This window comes from Pseudomonas sp. GXM4, assembly GCF_008923895.1.
Classification (GTDB): Bacteria; Pseudomonadota; Gammaproteobacteria; order Pseudomonadales; family Pseudomonadaceae; genus Aquipseudomonas; species Aquipseudomonas atacamensis.
In genome coordinates this window covers 1-14,800 of sequence record NZ_WBRZ01000141.1, presented here as the reverse complement: position 1 = coordinate 14,800, position 14,800 = coordinate 1, and the positions used below count along the sequence as shown (strand labels likewise).

The following is a 14,800-nucleotide window of genomic DNA, read 5'->3' as shown; positions in this document are numbered from 1 at the left end:
CAAATGTAGGAGCTGCCGAAGGCTGCGATCTTTTGATTCTCAGGCAACAAAAAGCCCACCAATCGGTGGGCTCCTTGTATTCAGCCGATGATGATCAGAACAGCTTCATCTTCGGCGCTTCTTCTTTCAGCGCTTCGTTCTGCGCGGTCTGCGCATTCCAGCCACCGCCCAGTGCCTTGTACAGGTTGACCGCACTGGTCAGCTGCGCGAGGCGGTCGGTGATCAGCGCTTGTTGCGCGCTGAACAACTGACGCTGGGCATCGAGGAAGGTCAGGTTGCTGTCGACGCCGATGCGGTAGCGACGTTCGGCCAGGCGGTAGTAATCCTGGTTGGCCTGAACGAAGTCACGCTGCGCTTGCAACTGCTCGGTGTAGGTCTGGCGGGCGGCGAGGCCGTCGGCGACTTCCTGGAAGGCCGTTTGAATCGACTTTTCGTAGTTCGCCACGCCAATGTCCTTCTGGATCTTGGCGTAGTCGAGGCTGGCGCGCAGGCTGCCGGCGTTGAAGATCGGCAGGTTGATCTGCGGCTGGAACAGCCACGTCCCCGAGCCACCCTTGAACAGACCGGACAGATCCGGGCTCAGGCTGCCCGCGTTGGCGGTCAGGCTGATGCTCGGGAAGAACGCTGCACGCGCCGCGCCGATGTTGGCGTTGGCCGCCTTCAGGTTGTACTCGGCCTGGAGGATGTCCGGACGACGTTGCAGCAGGTCCGAAGGCAGACCGGCCGGCACATCGCTGAGCAGATCATCGGACAGCGGTTTGGCCGTTTGCAGGTTGGCCGGAATGCCGGTGCCGAGCAGCAGGGTCAGGCTGTTTTCGTCCTGCGCGACCTGGCGGGTGTAACGCGCCAGTTGCGCCCGGGCGTTTTCCACCGAGGTACGCGACTGCGCCAGATCCAGCGCCGAAGCCACACCGACTTCGTTGCTGCGGCTGGTCAATTTGTAGCTTTCTTCGAAGGCACCGAGGGTGTCCTGCGTCAGCTTGAGCAGTTCCTTGTCCGCCTGCCAGGTCAGGTAGGCATTGGCGACGTTGGCGACCAGACTGATCTGCGTACTGCGGCGTGCTTCTTCAGTAGCGAAGTACTGTTGCAGCGCTTGCTCGCTCAAGCTGCGCACCCGACCGAACAGGTCGAGTTCGTAGGCGCTGACGCCGACGGTCGCGGAATACGAACTGCTGATCATCGACTCGCCGGTCTGCGAGGCACGGGCCGGCAGACGCTGGCGGCTGCCGGCGGCATTGGCCGACACTGCCGGGAACAGGTCGGCGCGCTGGATGCGGTACTGCGCCGCGTAAGCGTCGATGTTCAGCGCCGCGACACGCAGGTCGCGGTTGTTTTCCAGGGCGACCTGGATCAGCTGTTGCAGGGCCGGGTCATGGAAAAACTGCTTCCAGCCCTGTTCGGCAGCGGCTTGCGCCGGAGCCTGGGCCGGCGAGTACGCCGGCCCCTGCGGGTACTGGCCTGCGACCGGAGCCTCAGGCTGCTGATAGTCAGGTATCAGCGAGCAACCGCTCAGCACGAAGGCGGCGACTGCGATGGAGAGTAGCGACTTGCTCATTGGCCAGCCTCTTTAGGAGTTTCAGTAGTGTCATCCGCGTCGGTCTTTTTGCGCCGACCGATGGACGACACAGTAACGAAGAACAGTGGGACCCAGAAGATCGCCAGGATCGTGGCCGTGAGCATACCGCCAATCACGCCGGTACCGATCGCGTGCTGACTGCCTGAACCGGCGCCGGTGGAAATCGCCAGCGGCACAACACCGAGAACGAAGGCCAGCGAGGTCATGATGATCGGGCGCAGACGCATGCGGCAGGCTTCGATTGCCGCTTCACGCAGGCTGCGTCCCTGTTCATGCAGTTCCTTGGCGAATTCGACGATCAGAATGGCGTTTTTAGCCGCCAGACCGATGGTCGTCAACAAGCCCACCTGGAAGTACACGTCGTTGGACAGACCGCGCAGGCTGGTAGCCATCAGCGCACCGATGATCCCCAGCGGTACCACGAGCATGACCGCGATCGGAATCGACCAGCTTTCATACAGCGCCGCCAGACACAGGAACACCATCAGCAGCGACAGGGCGTACAGCGCTGGCGCTTGCGAGCCGGACAGACGTTCCTCGTAGGACAGACCGGTCCAGGAGATACCGACACCGGATGGCAGCTTCTTGGCAATCGCTTCGACTTCAGCCATCGCTTCACCGGTGGAGTAGCCCGGCGCCGGAGCCCCGAGGACCTCGACCGCTTCCACACCGTTATAGCGCGCCAGCTTCGGCGAACCGTAGACCCACTCGCCCTTGGCGAACGCCGAGAACGGAACCATGGTGCCTTCGGCGTTACGCACGTACCACTTCTTCAGGTCTTCGGGGCTCATGCGCGAGTCCGGCTGGCCCTGCACGTAGACTTTCTTCACCCGACCACGGTCGATGAAGTCGTTGACGTAGCTACTGCCCAGCGCGATCGACAGGGTGTTGTTGATGTCGCTGATGGTGATGCCGAGGGCACTGGCCTTCTCGTCGTCGATTTCCAGCTGGAACTGCGGCTCATCGTTCAGGCCGTTCGGACGCACCTGGGTCAGCACCTTGCTTTGCGCCGCCATGCCGAGGAACTGGTTGCGCGCTTCCATCAGTTTTTCGTGACCGATACCGGCGCGGTCCTGCAGGAACACGTCGAAACCGGTGGCGTTACCCAATTCCAGAACCGCTGGCGGGGCGAAGGCAAACACCATCGCGTCGCGGAAGCTGAAGAAGTGTTGCTGGGCACGCGCAGCGAGATTAAACACGCTGTTGTCGGCGTTACGTTCGCCCCACGGCTTGAGCATGATGAACGCCATACCCGAGCTCTGGCCACGGCCGGCGAAGTTGAAGCCGGTCACGGTGAACACCGAAGCCACCGCGTCCGCCTCACCGCCGTCCTTGTTCGGACGCAGCAGGTACTCACGCATTTCATCCACCACCACCTGCGTACGCTGGGCACTGGAACCGGCCGGGGTCTGCACCTGGGCGAACAGAACGCCCTGGTCTTCTTCCGGGAGGAACGCGGTCGGAATGCGGGTGAACAGCCAGATCATGCCCACCACGATCAGCAGATACGCCAGCAGATACGGCGCCTTGCGGGTCAGCATGTTGCCGACGCCGCGCTCGTAGCTGCGTACGCCACGGTCGAAGTTACGGTTGAACCAGCCGAAGAAACCTTTCTTCGGGGTACCGTGCTCGCCTTTCGGAATCGGCTTGAGCATGGTCGCGCACAGCGCCGGGGTGAAGATCAGGGCAACCAGTACCGACAGGGCCATGGCCGACACGATGGTGATCGAGAACTGCTTGTAGATCACACCCGTGGAACCGCTGAAGAACGCCATCGGCAGCAGTACCGCCGAGAGCACAAGGGCGATACCGACCAGTGCACCCTGGATCTGGCCCATGGATTTCTTTGTCGCTTCCTTCGGTGACAAGCCTTCTTCGCTCATCACCCGCTCGACGTTTTCCACCACGACGATGGCGTCGTCCACCAGCAGACCGATGGCCAGCACCATGCCGAACATGGTCAGGGTGTTGATGCTGAAACCGGCGGCGGCGAGGATGCCGAACGTACCGAGCAGTACCACGGGCACGGTCATCGTGGTGATGACGGTGGCGCGGAAGTTCTGCAGGAACAGGAACATCACCAGGAACACCAGCGCGATCGCTTCGACCAGGGTGTGCACCACGCCTTTGATCGACTCGGTCACCACCGGAGTGGTGTCGTACGGGAACACCACTTCCATGCCTTGCGGGAAGAACGGCTTGAGGCTGTCGATGGTGTTGCGCAACGCTTTGGCGGTATCGAGGGCGTTGGCGCCGTTGGCCAGTTTCACCGCCAGACCGGAAGCCGGGCTGCCGTTGAACTGGGCACTGATCGCGTAGTTCTCGCCGCCGAGGCCGACTTCAGCCACGTCTTTGAGGCGAACCTGCGAACCGTCCTTGTTGACCTTGAGCAGGATTTCCTTGAACTGCTCAGCAGTCTGCAGACGGGTCTTGCCGATGATCGTCGCGTTCAGTTGCTGGCCCTGCACGGCAGGCAAGCCACCGAGCTGACCGGACGACACCTGGACGTTCTGCGCAGCAATCGCATTCTTCACGTCGACCGGGGTCAGGTTGAAGTTGTTCAACTTGGCCGGGTCGAGCCAGATGCGCATCGCGTACTGTGCACCGAAGACCTGGAAGTCACCGACACCGGCGGTCCGCGAGATCGGGTCCTGCATGTTCGACACGATGTAGTTGGACAGGTCGTCCTTGGTCATGCTGCCGTCACGCGACACCACGCCGATCACCAGCAGGAAGTTCTTCACTGCCTTGGTCACGCGGATACCCTGTTGCTGCACTTCCTGCGGCAGCAGCGGGGTGGCCAGGTTCAGCTTGTTCTGGACCTGGACCTGCGCGGTGTCGGAGTTGGTGCCTTGCTCGAAGGTCGCAGTGATGGTCATGCTGCCGTCGGAGTTACTTTCCGACGACACATAACGCAGGTTGTCGATACCGTTGAGCTGTTGCTCGATGACCTGGACCACGGTGTCCTGCACGGTTTGTGCGGACGCACCCGGGTAGGTCACCTGGATCGCAATGGCCGGTGGCGCAATGCTCGGGTATTGGTTGATCGGCAATTTCAGGATCGAAAGTGCCCCGACCAGCATGATCACCAGGGCGATTACCCAGGCGAAAATCGGACGGTCGATGAAGAATTTTGACATGGATTACTCCCCTTTGCCGCCGGCGGCTTTGTCAGCTGCCTGTGCGGGGGCCGGGTTCTTGGTGCCGACGTTAGTCGCTTCGGTCGCTTTGACCTCGACGCCCGGTTTGACGTACTGCAGCCCTTCGGTGATCAGACGATCGCCGGCTTTCAGGCCGTCTTCGATCAGCCACTGGCTGCCGACGGTGCGGCTGGCCTTGAGCTGACGCAGCTCGACCTTGTTGTCGGCGCCGACGACCAGTGCGGTCGGGGTGCCTTTGAGGTCGCGGGTCACGCCTTGCTGCGGCGCGAGGATCGCTGCGCTGTTGACGCCGGCCTGCAACTGGGCGTGGACGAACATGCCTGGCAGCAGGGTGTGATCGGGGTTGGGGAACACGGCGCGCAGGGTCACCGAGCCAGTGGTCTGGTCAACCGAGACTTCGGAGAATTCCAGCTTACCGTCGAGCTTGTACTGGCTGCCGTCTTCCAGGGTCAGCTTGACTGCGGCGGCGTTGTCGCCAGCCTTCTGCAGACGGCCGCTTTCCAGCTCGCGGCGCAGTTCCAGCAGTTCCACCGACGACTGGGTGACGTCGACGTAGATCGGATCGAGCTGCTGAATCACTGCCATTGCATCGGCCTGGCCATTGCTGACCAGTGCGCCTTCGGTGACCGAAGAACGGCCGATACGGCCAGAGATCGGCGCGTAGACCTTGGTGTAACGCACGTTGATCTGCGCGCTCTGCAACGATGCTTCCGATTGCAGGCGGTTGGCCAGTGCGGTGTCGTATTCCTGACGGCTCACGGCTTGTTCGTCGACCAGTTGCTTGTAGCGGTCGGAAATCGACTTGGTCGAACGCAGCTCGGCTTCGGCGCTTTTCAGCGTCGCTTCATAGACCGACGGATCGATCTGATACAGCTGCTGGCCGGCTTTGACGTCGGCACCTTCCTTGAACAGACGCTTGAGAATGATGCCGTTGACCTGCGGGCGAACTTCCGCGATGCGGAACGCACTGGTGCGGCCCGGAAGTTCCGAGGTCAGGGTAAAGGCTTGTGGTTGCAGGGTGACGACGCCGACCTGAGGAGGCGGAGCGGCTGGGGCCGCTTCTTCCTTTTTACATCCGCTGAGCAGCGATGCCAGGGCGACGGCAGTGACCAGAGCGGTAACAGCTGGCTTGAATTGCATGAAGATCCTCGGGTCAGGCGCGCAAGAAGCGCACAAGAAGTGTGAAAGAGTAAAAATCGGGCACCGGGTGGATAAGTAGCTTGCTAAGTAATATACTTACGTTCATGGTTGTTTGTAAACACCTGCGCCGCGTACCCACCCTGATACAAAAGTCGTCGCAAGGTTTGAAATTGTAGGCCGGGGAGTCGATTCACGAGAGATCGCCCCCTCTTTATTCAGCGGATATTCAGCCATCCCTGAAACATCCTGTTTGAGGTTTTACTGCCATGGTCCGTCGTACCAAAGAGGAAGCTCAGGAAACCCGCAGCCAGATCCTGGAAGCGGCCGAGAAAGCCTTCTATGAAAGGGGGGTTGCCCGCACCACCCTGGCGGACATCGCGACCCTCGCCGGCGTGACGCGTGGCGCCATCTACTGGCATTTCAGCAACAAGGCCGACCTCGTCCAGGCCATGCTCGACAGCCTGCACGAACCACTGGATGAACTGGCCAAGGCCAGCGAAAGCGAAGACGAACCGGACCCGCTGGGCTGCATGCGGCAGTTGCTGATTCATTTGTTTCATCAAGTTGCACTGGACCCGAAAACCCGGCGCATCAACGAAATTCTGTTTCATAAGTGCGAATTCACCGATGAAATGTGCGATCTGCGCCAGCAGCGCCGGACGGCCAGTCTCGATTGCAACGTGCGCATCGGCCTGACCCTGCGTAATGCGGTGAATCGCGGCCAGTTGCCGGAAGACCTCGACACGGCCCGCGCGGCGATCAGCATTCATGCCTACATCGACGGCCTGCTGTACGGCTGGCTGCTGGCCCCGGACAGCTTCGAACTGCATGCCGAGGCTGAACGCTGGGTCGACACCGGGCTGGATATGCTGCGCCTGAGCCCAAGCCTGCGCAAATGAAACAAAATGCGCAATTGCCCTGCAGGATGTCAATCAGCCGCCATGGCTGATGATCGCGGCGGGGAGTTTAAACGTAGCGAGTCGTGGATTTTGTAGGGAAATTGTGTCGCTCTTGTGAAACCGTGTTTCGCCGCTTTCCCCTCACCCTAGCCCTCTCCCACAGGGAGAGGGGACCGACCGGGTTGTTTGGCCAATCTGGGCCGACCTGAAATATCCCGCCGAACTCAAAGTTTGAAAAACACACCAATCGGCTCCCTCTCCCTCGGGAGAGGGCTGGGGTGAGGGGCTACGTCGGGTGCCACGCAACAAGTCTGAAGCCGAACAACGAAAAGCCCCGGACTCTCACAAGTCCGGGGCTTTTTCATTTCTGCGCTACAGCCTGATTACAAGGTCGGATAGTCGATATAACCGACCGGACCTTTACCGTAGAAAGTCTCCGGATGCGGCTCGTTCAACGGCGCATCGGCCTGCAAACGTGCCGGCAGGTCCGGGTTGGCAATGAACGGCACGCCGAACGCTACGGCGTCTGCCTTGCCGCTGGCCAGCCACGCGTTGGCGCTTTCCTTGGTGAATTTCTCGTTGGCGATGTACGGGCCACCGAAAGCTTCTTTCAATTGCGGGCCGAGGCTGTCGGCGCCTTCTTTTTCGCGCGAGCAGATGAACGCGATGCCACGCTTGCCCAGTTCACGGGCGACGTAGGTGAAGGTTTCGGCGAGGTTGTCATCGCCCATGTCGTGGGAGTCGGCGCGCGGTGCCAGGTGCACACCAACGCGGCCGGCGCCCCAGACTTCGATCGCGGCGTCGGTCACTTCCAGCAGCAGGCGCGCACGGTTTTCCAGCGAGCCGCCGTACTGGTCGGTGCGCTGGTTGGTGCTGCTTTGCAGGAACTGGTCGAGCAGGTAACCGTTGGCGCCGTGGATTTCCACGCCGTCGAAACCGGCGGCCTTGGCGTTCTCGGCGCCGGTGCGGTAGGCGTCGACGATGTCGGCGATTTCAGCAGTTTCCAGGGCGCGCGGGGTTGGGTAGTCGGCCAGTGGGCGGACCAGGCTGACGTGGCCCTTTGGCTGAATGGCGCTTGGCGCAACCGGTGCTTCACCGTTCAGGTACGAAGGGTGAGAAATGCGGCCAACGTGCCACAGTTGCAGGAAGATCTTGCCGCCGGCGCCGTGAATCGCCTTGGTCACGTTGGCCCAGCCACGCACTTGATCGTTGGACCAGATGCCCGGGGTGTCCGGATAGCCGACGCCCATCGGTGTTACCGAAGTGGCTTCGCTGAGGATCAGGCCGGCCGAGGCGCGTTGTACGTAGTATTCGGCCATCAGCGCGTTCGGCACACGACCTTCGTCGGCGCGGCAGCGGGTCAGCGGGGCCATGATGATGCGGTTGTTCAGCTCGATGTCGCCGAGTTTGATCGGGTCGAAAATAGTCGCCATGTCTAAAAGCCTCTTTTAATAAGGAAGTTGATCAGTTGGAAGCAGGCGCCAGCTCGGCATTGCCGTTCTGGCGGAAGGTAATCAGGGTCACCAGCAGGGCAAGTACAGCCAGCGCGGCGGCAGCCAGTGGCACGCTGGTCAGGCCGTAGCCGTGGGCGATGACGCTGCCGCCGACCCAGGCGCCAAGCGCGTTGCCGACGTTGAAGGCGCCGATGTTCAGGGTCGAAACCAGGTTCGGCGCAGCCTTGCCGAAGGTCACCACATTGACTTGCAGCGCCGGCACAGCGGCGAAACACGCGGTGGCCCAGAGGAACAGGGTGATCTCGGTCGGGATCAGCGCAACGCTGGTCCAGCTCAGCACCGTGGATACCACGGCCATGGCGATGAACACGCCGATCAGCGTGGCGGCCATGCCTTTGTCGGCGAGTTTTCCGCCGATGATGTTGCCGACCGTCAGGCCCAGACCGATGAGCATCAGCGTCCAGGTCACGCCACGCGGCGACACGCCGGTGACTTCGCCAAGCAGTGGGGCAACGTAGGTGAACAGGGTGAAGACCGAGGCGGCGAACAACGCGGTCATGCTCAGCGACAGCCAGATACCGGCACCCTTGAGGGCAGCGAGTTCGGCGCGCATGTCGAGTTTCTCTTCGTCACGCTTGGCCGGCAGAAAGCGGATCAGGCCGATCAGCGCGATCACACCGATGACGGTCACCGCCCAGAAGGTCGAACGCCAGCCGGCTTCCTGACCCAATGCGGTGCCCAGCGGTACGCCAAGTACGTTGGCCAGGGTCAGACCGGTGAACATCAACGCCACCGCCGAGGCACGTTTGTTGGGCGCGACCAGATTGGCCGCCACCACCGAGCCGATGCCGAAGAATGCACCGTGGCACAAAGCGGTGACGACCCGGGCAAACATCAGCACGTTGTAGTCGCTGGCGATGGCGCAGAGCAGGTTGCCGACAATGAAGATGCCCATCAACGCCACCAGCGCGGCCTTGCGCGGCAGCTTCGCGGTGGCCAGCGCCATGAACGGAGCACCGATGGCCACGCCCAGGGCGTAACCGGTGACCAGCCAGCCGGCGCCGGGAATCGACACGCCGAGGTCCGCCGCCACGTCGGGCAGCAGGCCCATGATGACGAACTCGGTGGTGCCGATGGCGAAGGCGCTCAGGGCGAGGATGAGAAGCGAAAGGGGCATGCAGGTTTCCTTGTCGGCTGGCTGACGTTAAGGGTCAGAGCTCTTTACTGAGGGTGCTGAGAAACGCCTGGATGACGTCCTCGTTACGTTTGAAGAAATGCCACTGCCCGGCCTTCTGGCTGCTGATCAGCCCGGCCCGTTGCAACGTTGCCAGGTGTGCCGACACGGTCGATTGCGACAGGCCGCAACGCTGATCGATCTGCCCGGCGCAAATACCGTATTCGTGGTTGTGCAACTGCTCGGGGAATTCGCCTTTCGGGTCTTTCAGCCAGTTGAGGATGTCTCGCCGTACTGGGTGCGCCAGGGCTTTTATTATTTCGTCGAGGTCGAGGTTCATGGCTTGGGCTCGTGGTGGCAGTGGCGATATATCGCGATGGAGCGAACTTTAAATCGTTGGATCGCGATATACCAATATGAATTCGGTCTGACGAACGCATAAATCGCTATATCGGGTTATAACGATACGAGGGTGCTGGAGGATCGACCGCAGTGCTAAGCTGCGCCCATGAACTATCTCGCGCATTTGCATCTCGGCGGCCAGCGCCCCGGTCAGTTACTTGGCAGCCTGTATGGCGACTTCGTCAAAGGTCGGCTGCAAGGCCAGTTCGACCCGGAAGTGGAGGCGGCGATTGCGCTGCATCGGCGCATCGACGTCTTCACCGATCGCCATCCACTGGTCGACATTGCTTTGGGCCGCTTCAGCGAAACGCGGCGGCGCTATGCCGGAATCGTCCTCGATGTGTTTTTCGATCATTGCCTGGCGCGGGACTGGACGCTGTATGCCGACCGACCGCTGGAGCAGTTCACCGCAGACGTCTATCACGTGCTGTCCCGCGAACGACAGTTGCCGGAACGGCTGGCGAAGATCGCCCCGCACATGGTCGCCAACGACTGGCTGGGCTCGTATCGCGAATTCGAGGTGCTGGAACAGGTGCTGCGCGGGATCTCGCGGCGCCTGACCAGACCAGAGGAATTGGCCGGGGCCATGGCGGAGTTGCGGCGGTTGTATGAGCCGCTGAGTGAGGACTTCAGCCTGTTCTATCCGCAATTGCAGGATTTTGCAGTGCAATCACATACAACCTGAATCCCTGTGGGAGCTGGCTTGCCAGCGATAGCGTCGGCACATTCAACTTTGATGTTGCTTGATCAACCGCTTTCGCGGGCAAGCCCGCTCCCACAGGGGGCCTAGGTGATTTGGGGATTTGTGTTTCAGGCAGCGATTGCCGGGCGCATTGGCGATTGTCGGGTTTCCGGAATCGATCCAAACAACACCTTCTGCACCGCCTGCTGCGCTTCGAACGCCAGCGCCGCACGCTCTCGGCCCTGACACTCTATTGGCTTGAGCAGATGCACCTCGACATCGCCGCAGTCATGGCTGAACAGGCGCATCAGGTGCGAGAGCAGGTCATCGTCACCAATGAACGGTGCGAGCGTGTCGATTTCGCCGTCACGCAGATAACGGATCGCCACCGGTTGCAGCATCACCTCGGAATCGATCGCCGCCGACAGCAGGCGACCATGAAAGGTGCGCAGCGAACGGCCATCGGTGGTGGTGCCTTCGGGGAACATCAGCAGCGCGTGTTCGGTTTGCAGATGGCGGGTCATCTGCTTGCGGATCAACTGGCTGTCGCCCGACCCACGGCGGATGAACAGGCTGCCGGCCTTGGCCGCCAGCCAGCCGGCCACCGGCCAGGTGCGCACTTCGGCCTTGGACAGAAACGACAGCGGCGTGAGCATGCCCAGCAGCGGAATGTCGGTCCACGACACGTGATTGCTGACCCACAGCATCGGCTGTTTCGGCAGCTCGCCATGCACGCTCACGCGAAACGGCAGGGCGTTGCTCAGCCGTGCCATGAAAAAACGCGACCAGCGCTGGCGCCGCTCCATCGAGTGCGCCAGACCAATGCGCTCGAACACGCCGAAGACGCTGGCCATGGTCAGCCCCAGCGTCACCACCAGCAGCACTCGCGCGATTCGCGCGTACACCCGCAACCGGCTCATCACACCGCCGCCTTGAAGTGCTTGGCGTAGCGCGGGCAGAGTTCGTCGCGCTTGAGCAGGATGAACACGTCGGCGACCTGGAAGTCTTCGTCCCAGCACGGCTCGCCGCAGATCTTCGCCCCGAGGCGCATGTAAGCCTTGAGCAGCGGCGGCATTTCGGCGATGACGTTGGACGGGATATCCAGCGTCGGCAGCGGATTTTTCGGCTCGGCGCGCAAGTGTTCGGTGCACAGATAACGTTCGCGCAGACGCTGCATGATCGCGTGGGCCTGAATGCCGCCGTCCTGCATCGGGATGCTCGCGCAACCCATCAGATAGCTGTAGCCGCCCTGATTGAGCACTTCGGCCAATTCGCCCCAGAGCACGGCGATGGTGCCGCCGTTGCGGTACGCCGGATCGACGCAGGTGCGGCCGATTTCCAGGATCGGGCCTTGCAGATGGGCGAGGCCGTGCAGGCTGAATTCTTCTTCGCTGTAGAACTTGCCGAGGCTGCTGGCGGCAGTGTGATCGAGCAGACGCGTGGTGGCGACCAGGCGCCCGGTGTTCAGGTCACGCACGCCGATGTGGCTGCAGTGAACATCATAATCATCCATGTCCAGACCCAGTTCGGCGCCTTTGAGTTTGGCGTTGAACTCGCCGCTGAAGACGGCGAAGCGCAGGGCCTGGGCTTGCTGCAAGGCTTCGGCGCCGATCAGGCGTTCGGCTTGCAGGCGGCGTTCATTGCCGGTGTCGCTGATGCGGGCGATTTGCGTCATGTGAATCTCCGTACGGGCCTTTAACCCGTCGTGGGTTGCAGCCGATCGACTTTCTTTATGCAGCCGTGTTGTGCAAAGTCAGGCTATGTAGCCCCGGTGTCATCGCCATGAACGTTCGGTGATGCTTATATGACAGCCCACAAGGAGGCGCCCATGCCCTGGCCAGATCTGCTGCACCGCCGTGAACGCTTGCCCGCCGCAGCTGATCTGGCCGAGGGCTTTGCAACGTTGTTGCAGACGCTGGGCAACGTCACGCCGTTCGAATTGGCGGTGGCCGGCGGGCGGCGGATGGCGACGCCGGGGCTGGCGTTTCTGGTGGGTTATCAGGCGGCGCTGCGCATGTTGTGGCCGAGCGCGCCGCTGAGCCTCGGCGCCTTGTGCGCGACCGAGCAACGCAGCCTGCGTCCGGCCGATATGCAAACGCGGCTGCGCGATTTGCGCTTGAGCGGGCGCAAGGATTTCGTCACCGCAGGCGATGCTGCCGACTGGTTGCTGGTGGCCGCGCGCAGTGAGGAGCCGGGCGAAACACCGCGCCTGAGTCTGGCGGTGGTGTATCCCGGCGAGCCCGGCGTGAAGGTGGAAAAACTGCCGGCGTTGCCGTTGATGCCGGACATCAGCCACGGCCGCCTGCATCTGGACGGCGCCCTGTGCGAACTGCTCGCCGGCGACGGTTGGGACGCCTACGTCAAACCGTTTCGCAGTCTTGAAGATGTCTACGTGCTCAGCGCCATGACCGCGTGGCTGTACGGCGTCGGCCAGGACAGCGACTGGCCGCAGGCCCTGCAACTGCGTTTGCTGGCGCTGCTGGCCGGGTGCGCCGAGGCCAGCCGGCAAGCGCCGAACAATCCGGCGGGGCATGTAGTGCTGGGCGGATTGTTTGCGCAGTTTGAATCACTCAAGACCGAGGTAGATCAGGCGTTGGTGCAGGGTGATCCTGCGTGGGCGGCGATGTGGCAGCGTGATCAAGGCGTGATGCAATTGGCTGCAGGGGCCCGGGCCAAGCGCTTGGCCAAGGCTCTTGCGTTGGCCTGACTGGCCTCATCGCGGGCAAGCCCGCTCCCACAGGTTTCAAAGGTGTTCATGAAATGTGTGTTCACTTGGGACCCCTGTGGGAGCTGGCTTGCCAGCGATGGCAATTTCATGGACGACCAACATCTAAAATTTGTCATAAACCCCGACTAGTCTCGACAGGTTCATTCCCAGAGCGCCCACCATGTTCAAAGGCCTGTCGCTGTTCCTGCTGCTGATCAGCCTCACCGTCCGCGCCGAACAATGGCCGAATGAGCAATGGCCAATCGCCCCGCAGATCACCGGCCCGGCCGTCGAGGCGCTGGAAAACTACGCCTTCGCGCCGCGCAACGACGCCACCCGCGAAGGCATCCGCACCGACGCCTTGCTGATCATCCGCGACGGCCAGATCATTTACGAACGCTACGCCGCTCCGACCACTGCACAGACACCGCATCTGACCTGGTCGATCAGCAAAAGCCTGCTGGCAACGGTCCTCGGCGTGGCCTACGGCGAAGGCCGGTTCAAGCTCGACGATCCAGCGCTGAAGTTCTACCCGGCGCTGGACAAACACCCGGCGATCACCCTCGGCCATCTGCTGAACTGGGCCTCCGGTCTCGATTGGCAGGAGGACTACGAATACGCCCCGCTGAAATCCTCGGTGGTGGCAATGCTCTACACCCGCGGCCATCGCGACATGGCCGCGTTCACTGCGGACCACGACGCCTACGCCGCGCCGGGTCAGGCTTTCCGTTATTCCAGCGGTGACAGCAATCTGCTCGCCGCTGCCCTGAAAACCATGGTCGGCGCAGAGCGTTATGCCGATTATCCGTGGACAGCATTGTTCGAGCCGTTGGGCATTCGTCACGCCGTGTGGGAGAGCGATGCCAGCGGCACCTTTGTCGCCTCGTCCTATGCCTATCTCACCGCGCGGGATCTGGCGCGGGTCGGTCTGTTGATGGCGCGGGGCGGGCGCTGGAGCGATCGGCAGTTGCTGCCCGAGGATTGGCTGGCATTCAATCTCAAGCCCTTTGCTGGCTACAGGGCGCAGCAGGACGAAGCCGTGCCCGGCGGACATTGGTGGCTCAATCGCCCTGTCGATGGCGCACCATCACCATGGCCCGACGCGCCACCCGACACCTTCGCCGCCCTCGGCCACTGGGGCCAGGCGCTGTACGTGATGCCCAGCGAGAAACTGGTGATCGTGCGTTATGGCGATGATCGTGATGGCAGCTACCAGCACAACGAATTGCTCAAACGCGTGTTGCAGGCGGTGCGGCCATGAAGCGCTTCCTATTGTTGCTGTTGGTCGTGCTGCTCGGTTGGGGTTGGTATGAACGGGAAAACCTCTGGGCTTTCCCGGACATCATCAGCGCCTACACCGCCAAGGAATATTGCTCGTGTCGTTATGTGATGAACAACGACGCCGGGTATTGCCGTGGCTATGTGAAGCAATGGCTGCCAACCAGCGGTTTTACCGATGACGCTTCGAGCAAAACCATCACCGTCAGCGGCATGGGCCGCAGCAACAGCGCGCAGTGGCTGAGCGAACGCCAGGGCTGTCGCTTACAGCATTGAAAGATCGCAGCCTTCGGCAGCTCCTACTTGGGAATGCGTTCCCCTGTAGGA

13 protein-coding genes are annotated in these 14,800 nt (G+C 61.9%); 5 read left to right on the top strand and 8 right to left on the bottom strand.

Annotated elements, in window-relative coordinates; translation table 11 throughout:
- Window positions 1-94 precede the first annotated feature (94 nt).
- The 3 genes from emhC to emhA are packed head-to-tail and all read right to left on the bottom strand — an operon-like array spanning window position 95 to window position 5,877.
- On the bottom strand, window positions 95-1,555 hold the full coding sequence (gene emhC / locus F8N49_RS17415) for an efflux RND transporter outer membrane subunit EmhC (protein ID WP_016771333.1): 1,461 nt from the start codon (window positions 1,553-1,555) through the stop codon (window positions 95-97).
- Entirely contained in the window at window positions 1,552-4,716 is a 3,165-nt protein-coding gene (gene emhB, locus F8N49_RS17410; RefSeq protein WP_151551974.1) for an efflux RND transporter permease subunit EmhB, read from the bottom strand. Before emhB ends, emhC begins: the two co-directional genes overlap by 4 nt.
- 3 nt (window positions 4,717-4,719) lie before the next feature.
- On the bottom strand, window positions 4,720-5,877 hold the full coding sequence (emhA, locus tag F8N49_RS17405) for an efflux RND transporter periplasmic adaptor subunit EmhA (RefSeq protein WP_016771331.1): 1,158 nt from the start codon (window positions 5,875-5,877) through the stop codon (window positions 4,720-4,722).
- Window positions 5,878-6,143: 266 nt separating this feature from the next.
- Here emhA and emhR point away from each other — a divergent pair, with 266 nt between their 5' ends.
- On the top strand, window positions 6,144-6,776 hold the full coding sequence (emhR, locus tag F8N49_RS17400) for an efflux system transcriptional repressor EmhR (RefSeq protein WP_024011948.1): 633 nt from the start codon (window positions 6,144-6,146) through the stop codon (window positions 6,774-6,776).
- A gap of 383 nt (window positions 6,777-7,159) precedes the next feature.
- Here emhR and F8N49_RS17395 read toward each other — a convergent pair whose 3' ends face one another.
- Genes F8N49_RS17395 through F8N49_RS17385 form a run of 3 tightly spaced genes read right to left on the bottom strand, consistent with a single transcriptional unit; the run spans window position 7,160 to window position 9,744 of the window.
- Entirely contained in the window at window positions 7,160-8,209 is a 1,050-nt protein-coding gene (locus F8N49_RS17395; protein WP_041478907.1) for an alkene reductase, read from the bottom strand.
- 31 nt (window positions 8,210-8,240) lie between these two features.
- Window positions 8,241-9,407 (bottom strand): MFS transporter, encoded by a 1,167-nt coding sequence (locus tag F8N49_RS17390; protein WP_016771328.1) that lies wholly within the window; start codon window positions 9,405-9,407, stop codon window positions 8,241-8,243.
- Window positions 9,408-9,441: 34 nt separating this feature from the next.
- A complete protein-coding gene (locus F8N49_RS17385) occupies window positions 9,442-9,744 on the bottom strand; it encodes a helix-turn-helix transcriptional regulator (protein ID WP_016771327.1) in 303 nt (100 codons plus the stop codon).
- A 168-nt stretch (window positions 9,745-9,912) separates the two neighbouring features.
- Between F8N49_RS17385 and F8N49_RS17380 the strand changes: the two genes are divergently transcribed.
- Window positions 9,913-10,491 carry an ACP phosphodiesterase gene (locus F8N49_RS17380; RefSeq protein WP_024011949.1) on the top strand — a complete coding sequence of 193 codons (579 nt, stop codon included), beginning with the start codon at window positions 9,913-9,915 and terminating at the stop codon, window positions 10,489-10,491.
- A gap of 125 nt (window positions 10,492-10,616) precedes the next feature.
- Here the strand turns inward: F8N49_RS17380 and F8N49_RS17370 are convergent, their stop codons facing one another.
- On the bottom strand, window positions 10,617-11,408 hold the full coding sequence (locus F8N49_RS17370) for a 1-acyl-sn-glycerol-3-phosphate acyltransferase (protein ID WP_024011950.1): 792 nt from the start codon (window positions 11,406-11,408) through the stop codon (window positions 10,617-10,619).
- On the bottom strand, window positions 11,408-12,163 hold the full coding sequence (gene olsB / locus F8N49_RS17365) for an L-ornithine N(alpha)-acyltransferase (RefSeq protein ID WP_016771324.1): 756 nt from the start codon (window positions 12,161-12,163) through the stop codon (window positions 11,408-11,410). Before olsB ends, F8N49_RS17370 begins: the two co-directional genes overlap by 1 nt.
- Before the next feature lie 153 nt (window positions 12,164-12,316).
- Here olsB and F8N49_RS17360 point away from each other — a divergent pair, with 153 nt between their 5' ends.
- From F8N49_RS17360 to F8N49_RS17350, 3 genes are all read left to right on the top strand, one after another.
- On the top strand, window positions 12,317-13,195 hold the full coding sequence (locus F8N49_RS17360) for an acyl-CoA dehydrogenase family protein (RefSeq protein ID WP_151551973.1): 879 nt from the start codon (window positions 12,317-12,319) through the stop codon (window positions 13,193-13,195).
- A gap of 181 nt (window positions 13,196-13,376) precedes the next feature.
- Window positions 13,377-14,456, top strand: coding sequence for a serine hydrolase (locus F8N49_RS17355; RefSeq protein WP_151551972.1), 1,080 nt, complete (start codon window positions 13,377-13,379; stop codon window positions 14,454-14,456).
- Window positions 14,453-14,749: an amidase gene (locus tag F8N49_RS17350; RefSeq protein ID WP_071174636.1), complete on the top strand. Its 297-nt coding sequence runs from the start codon at window positions 14,453-14,455 to the stop codon at window positions 14,747-14,749. Before F8N49_RS17355 ends, F8N49_RS17350 begins: the two co-directional genes overlap by 4 nt.
- Window positions 14,750-14,800: the final 51 nt, after the last annotated feature.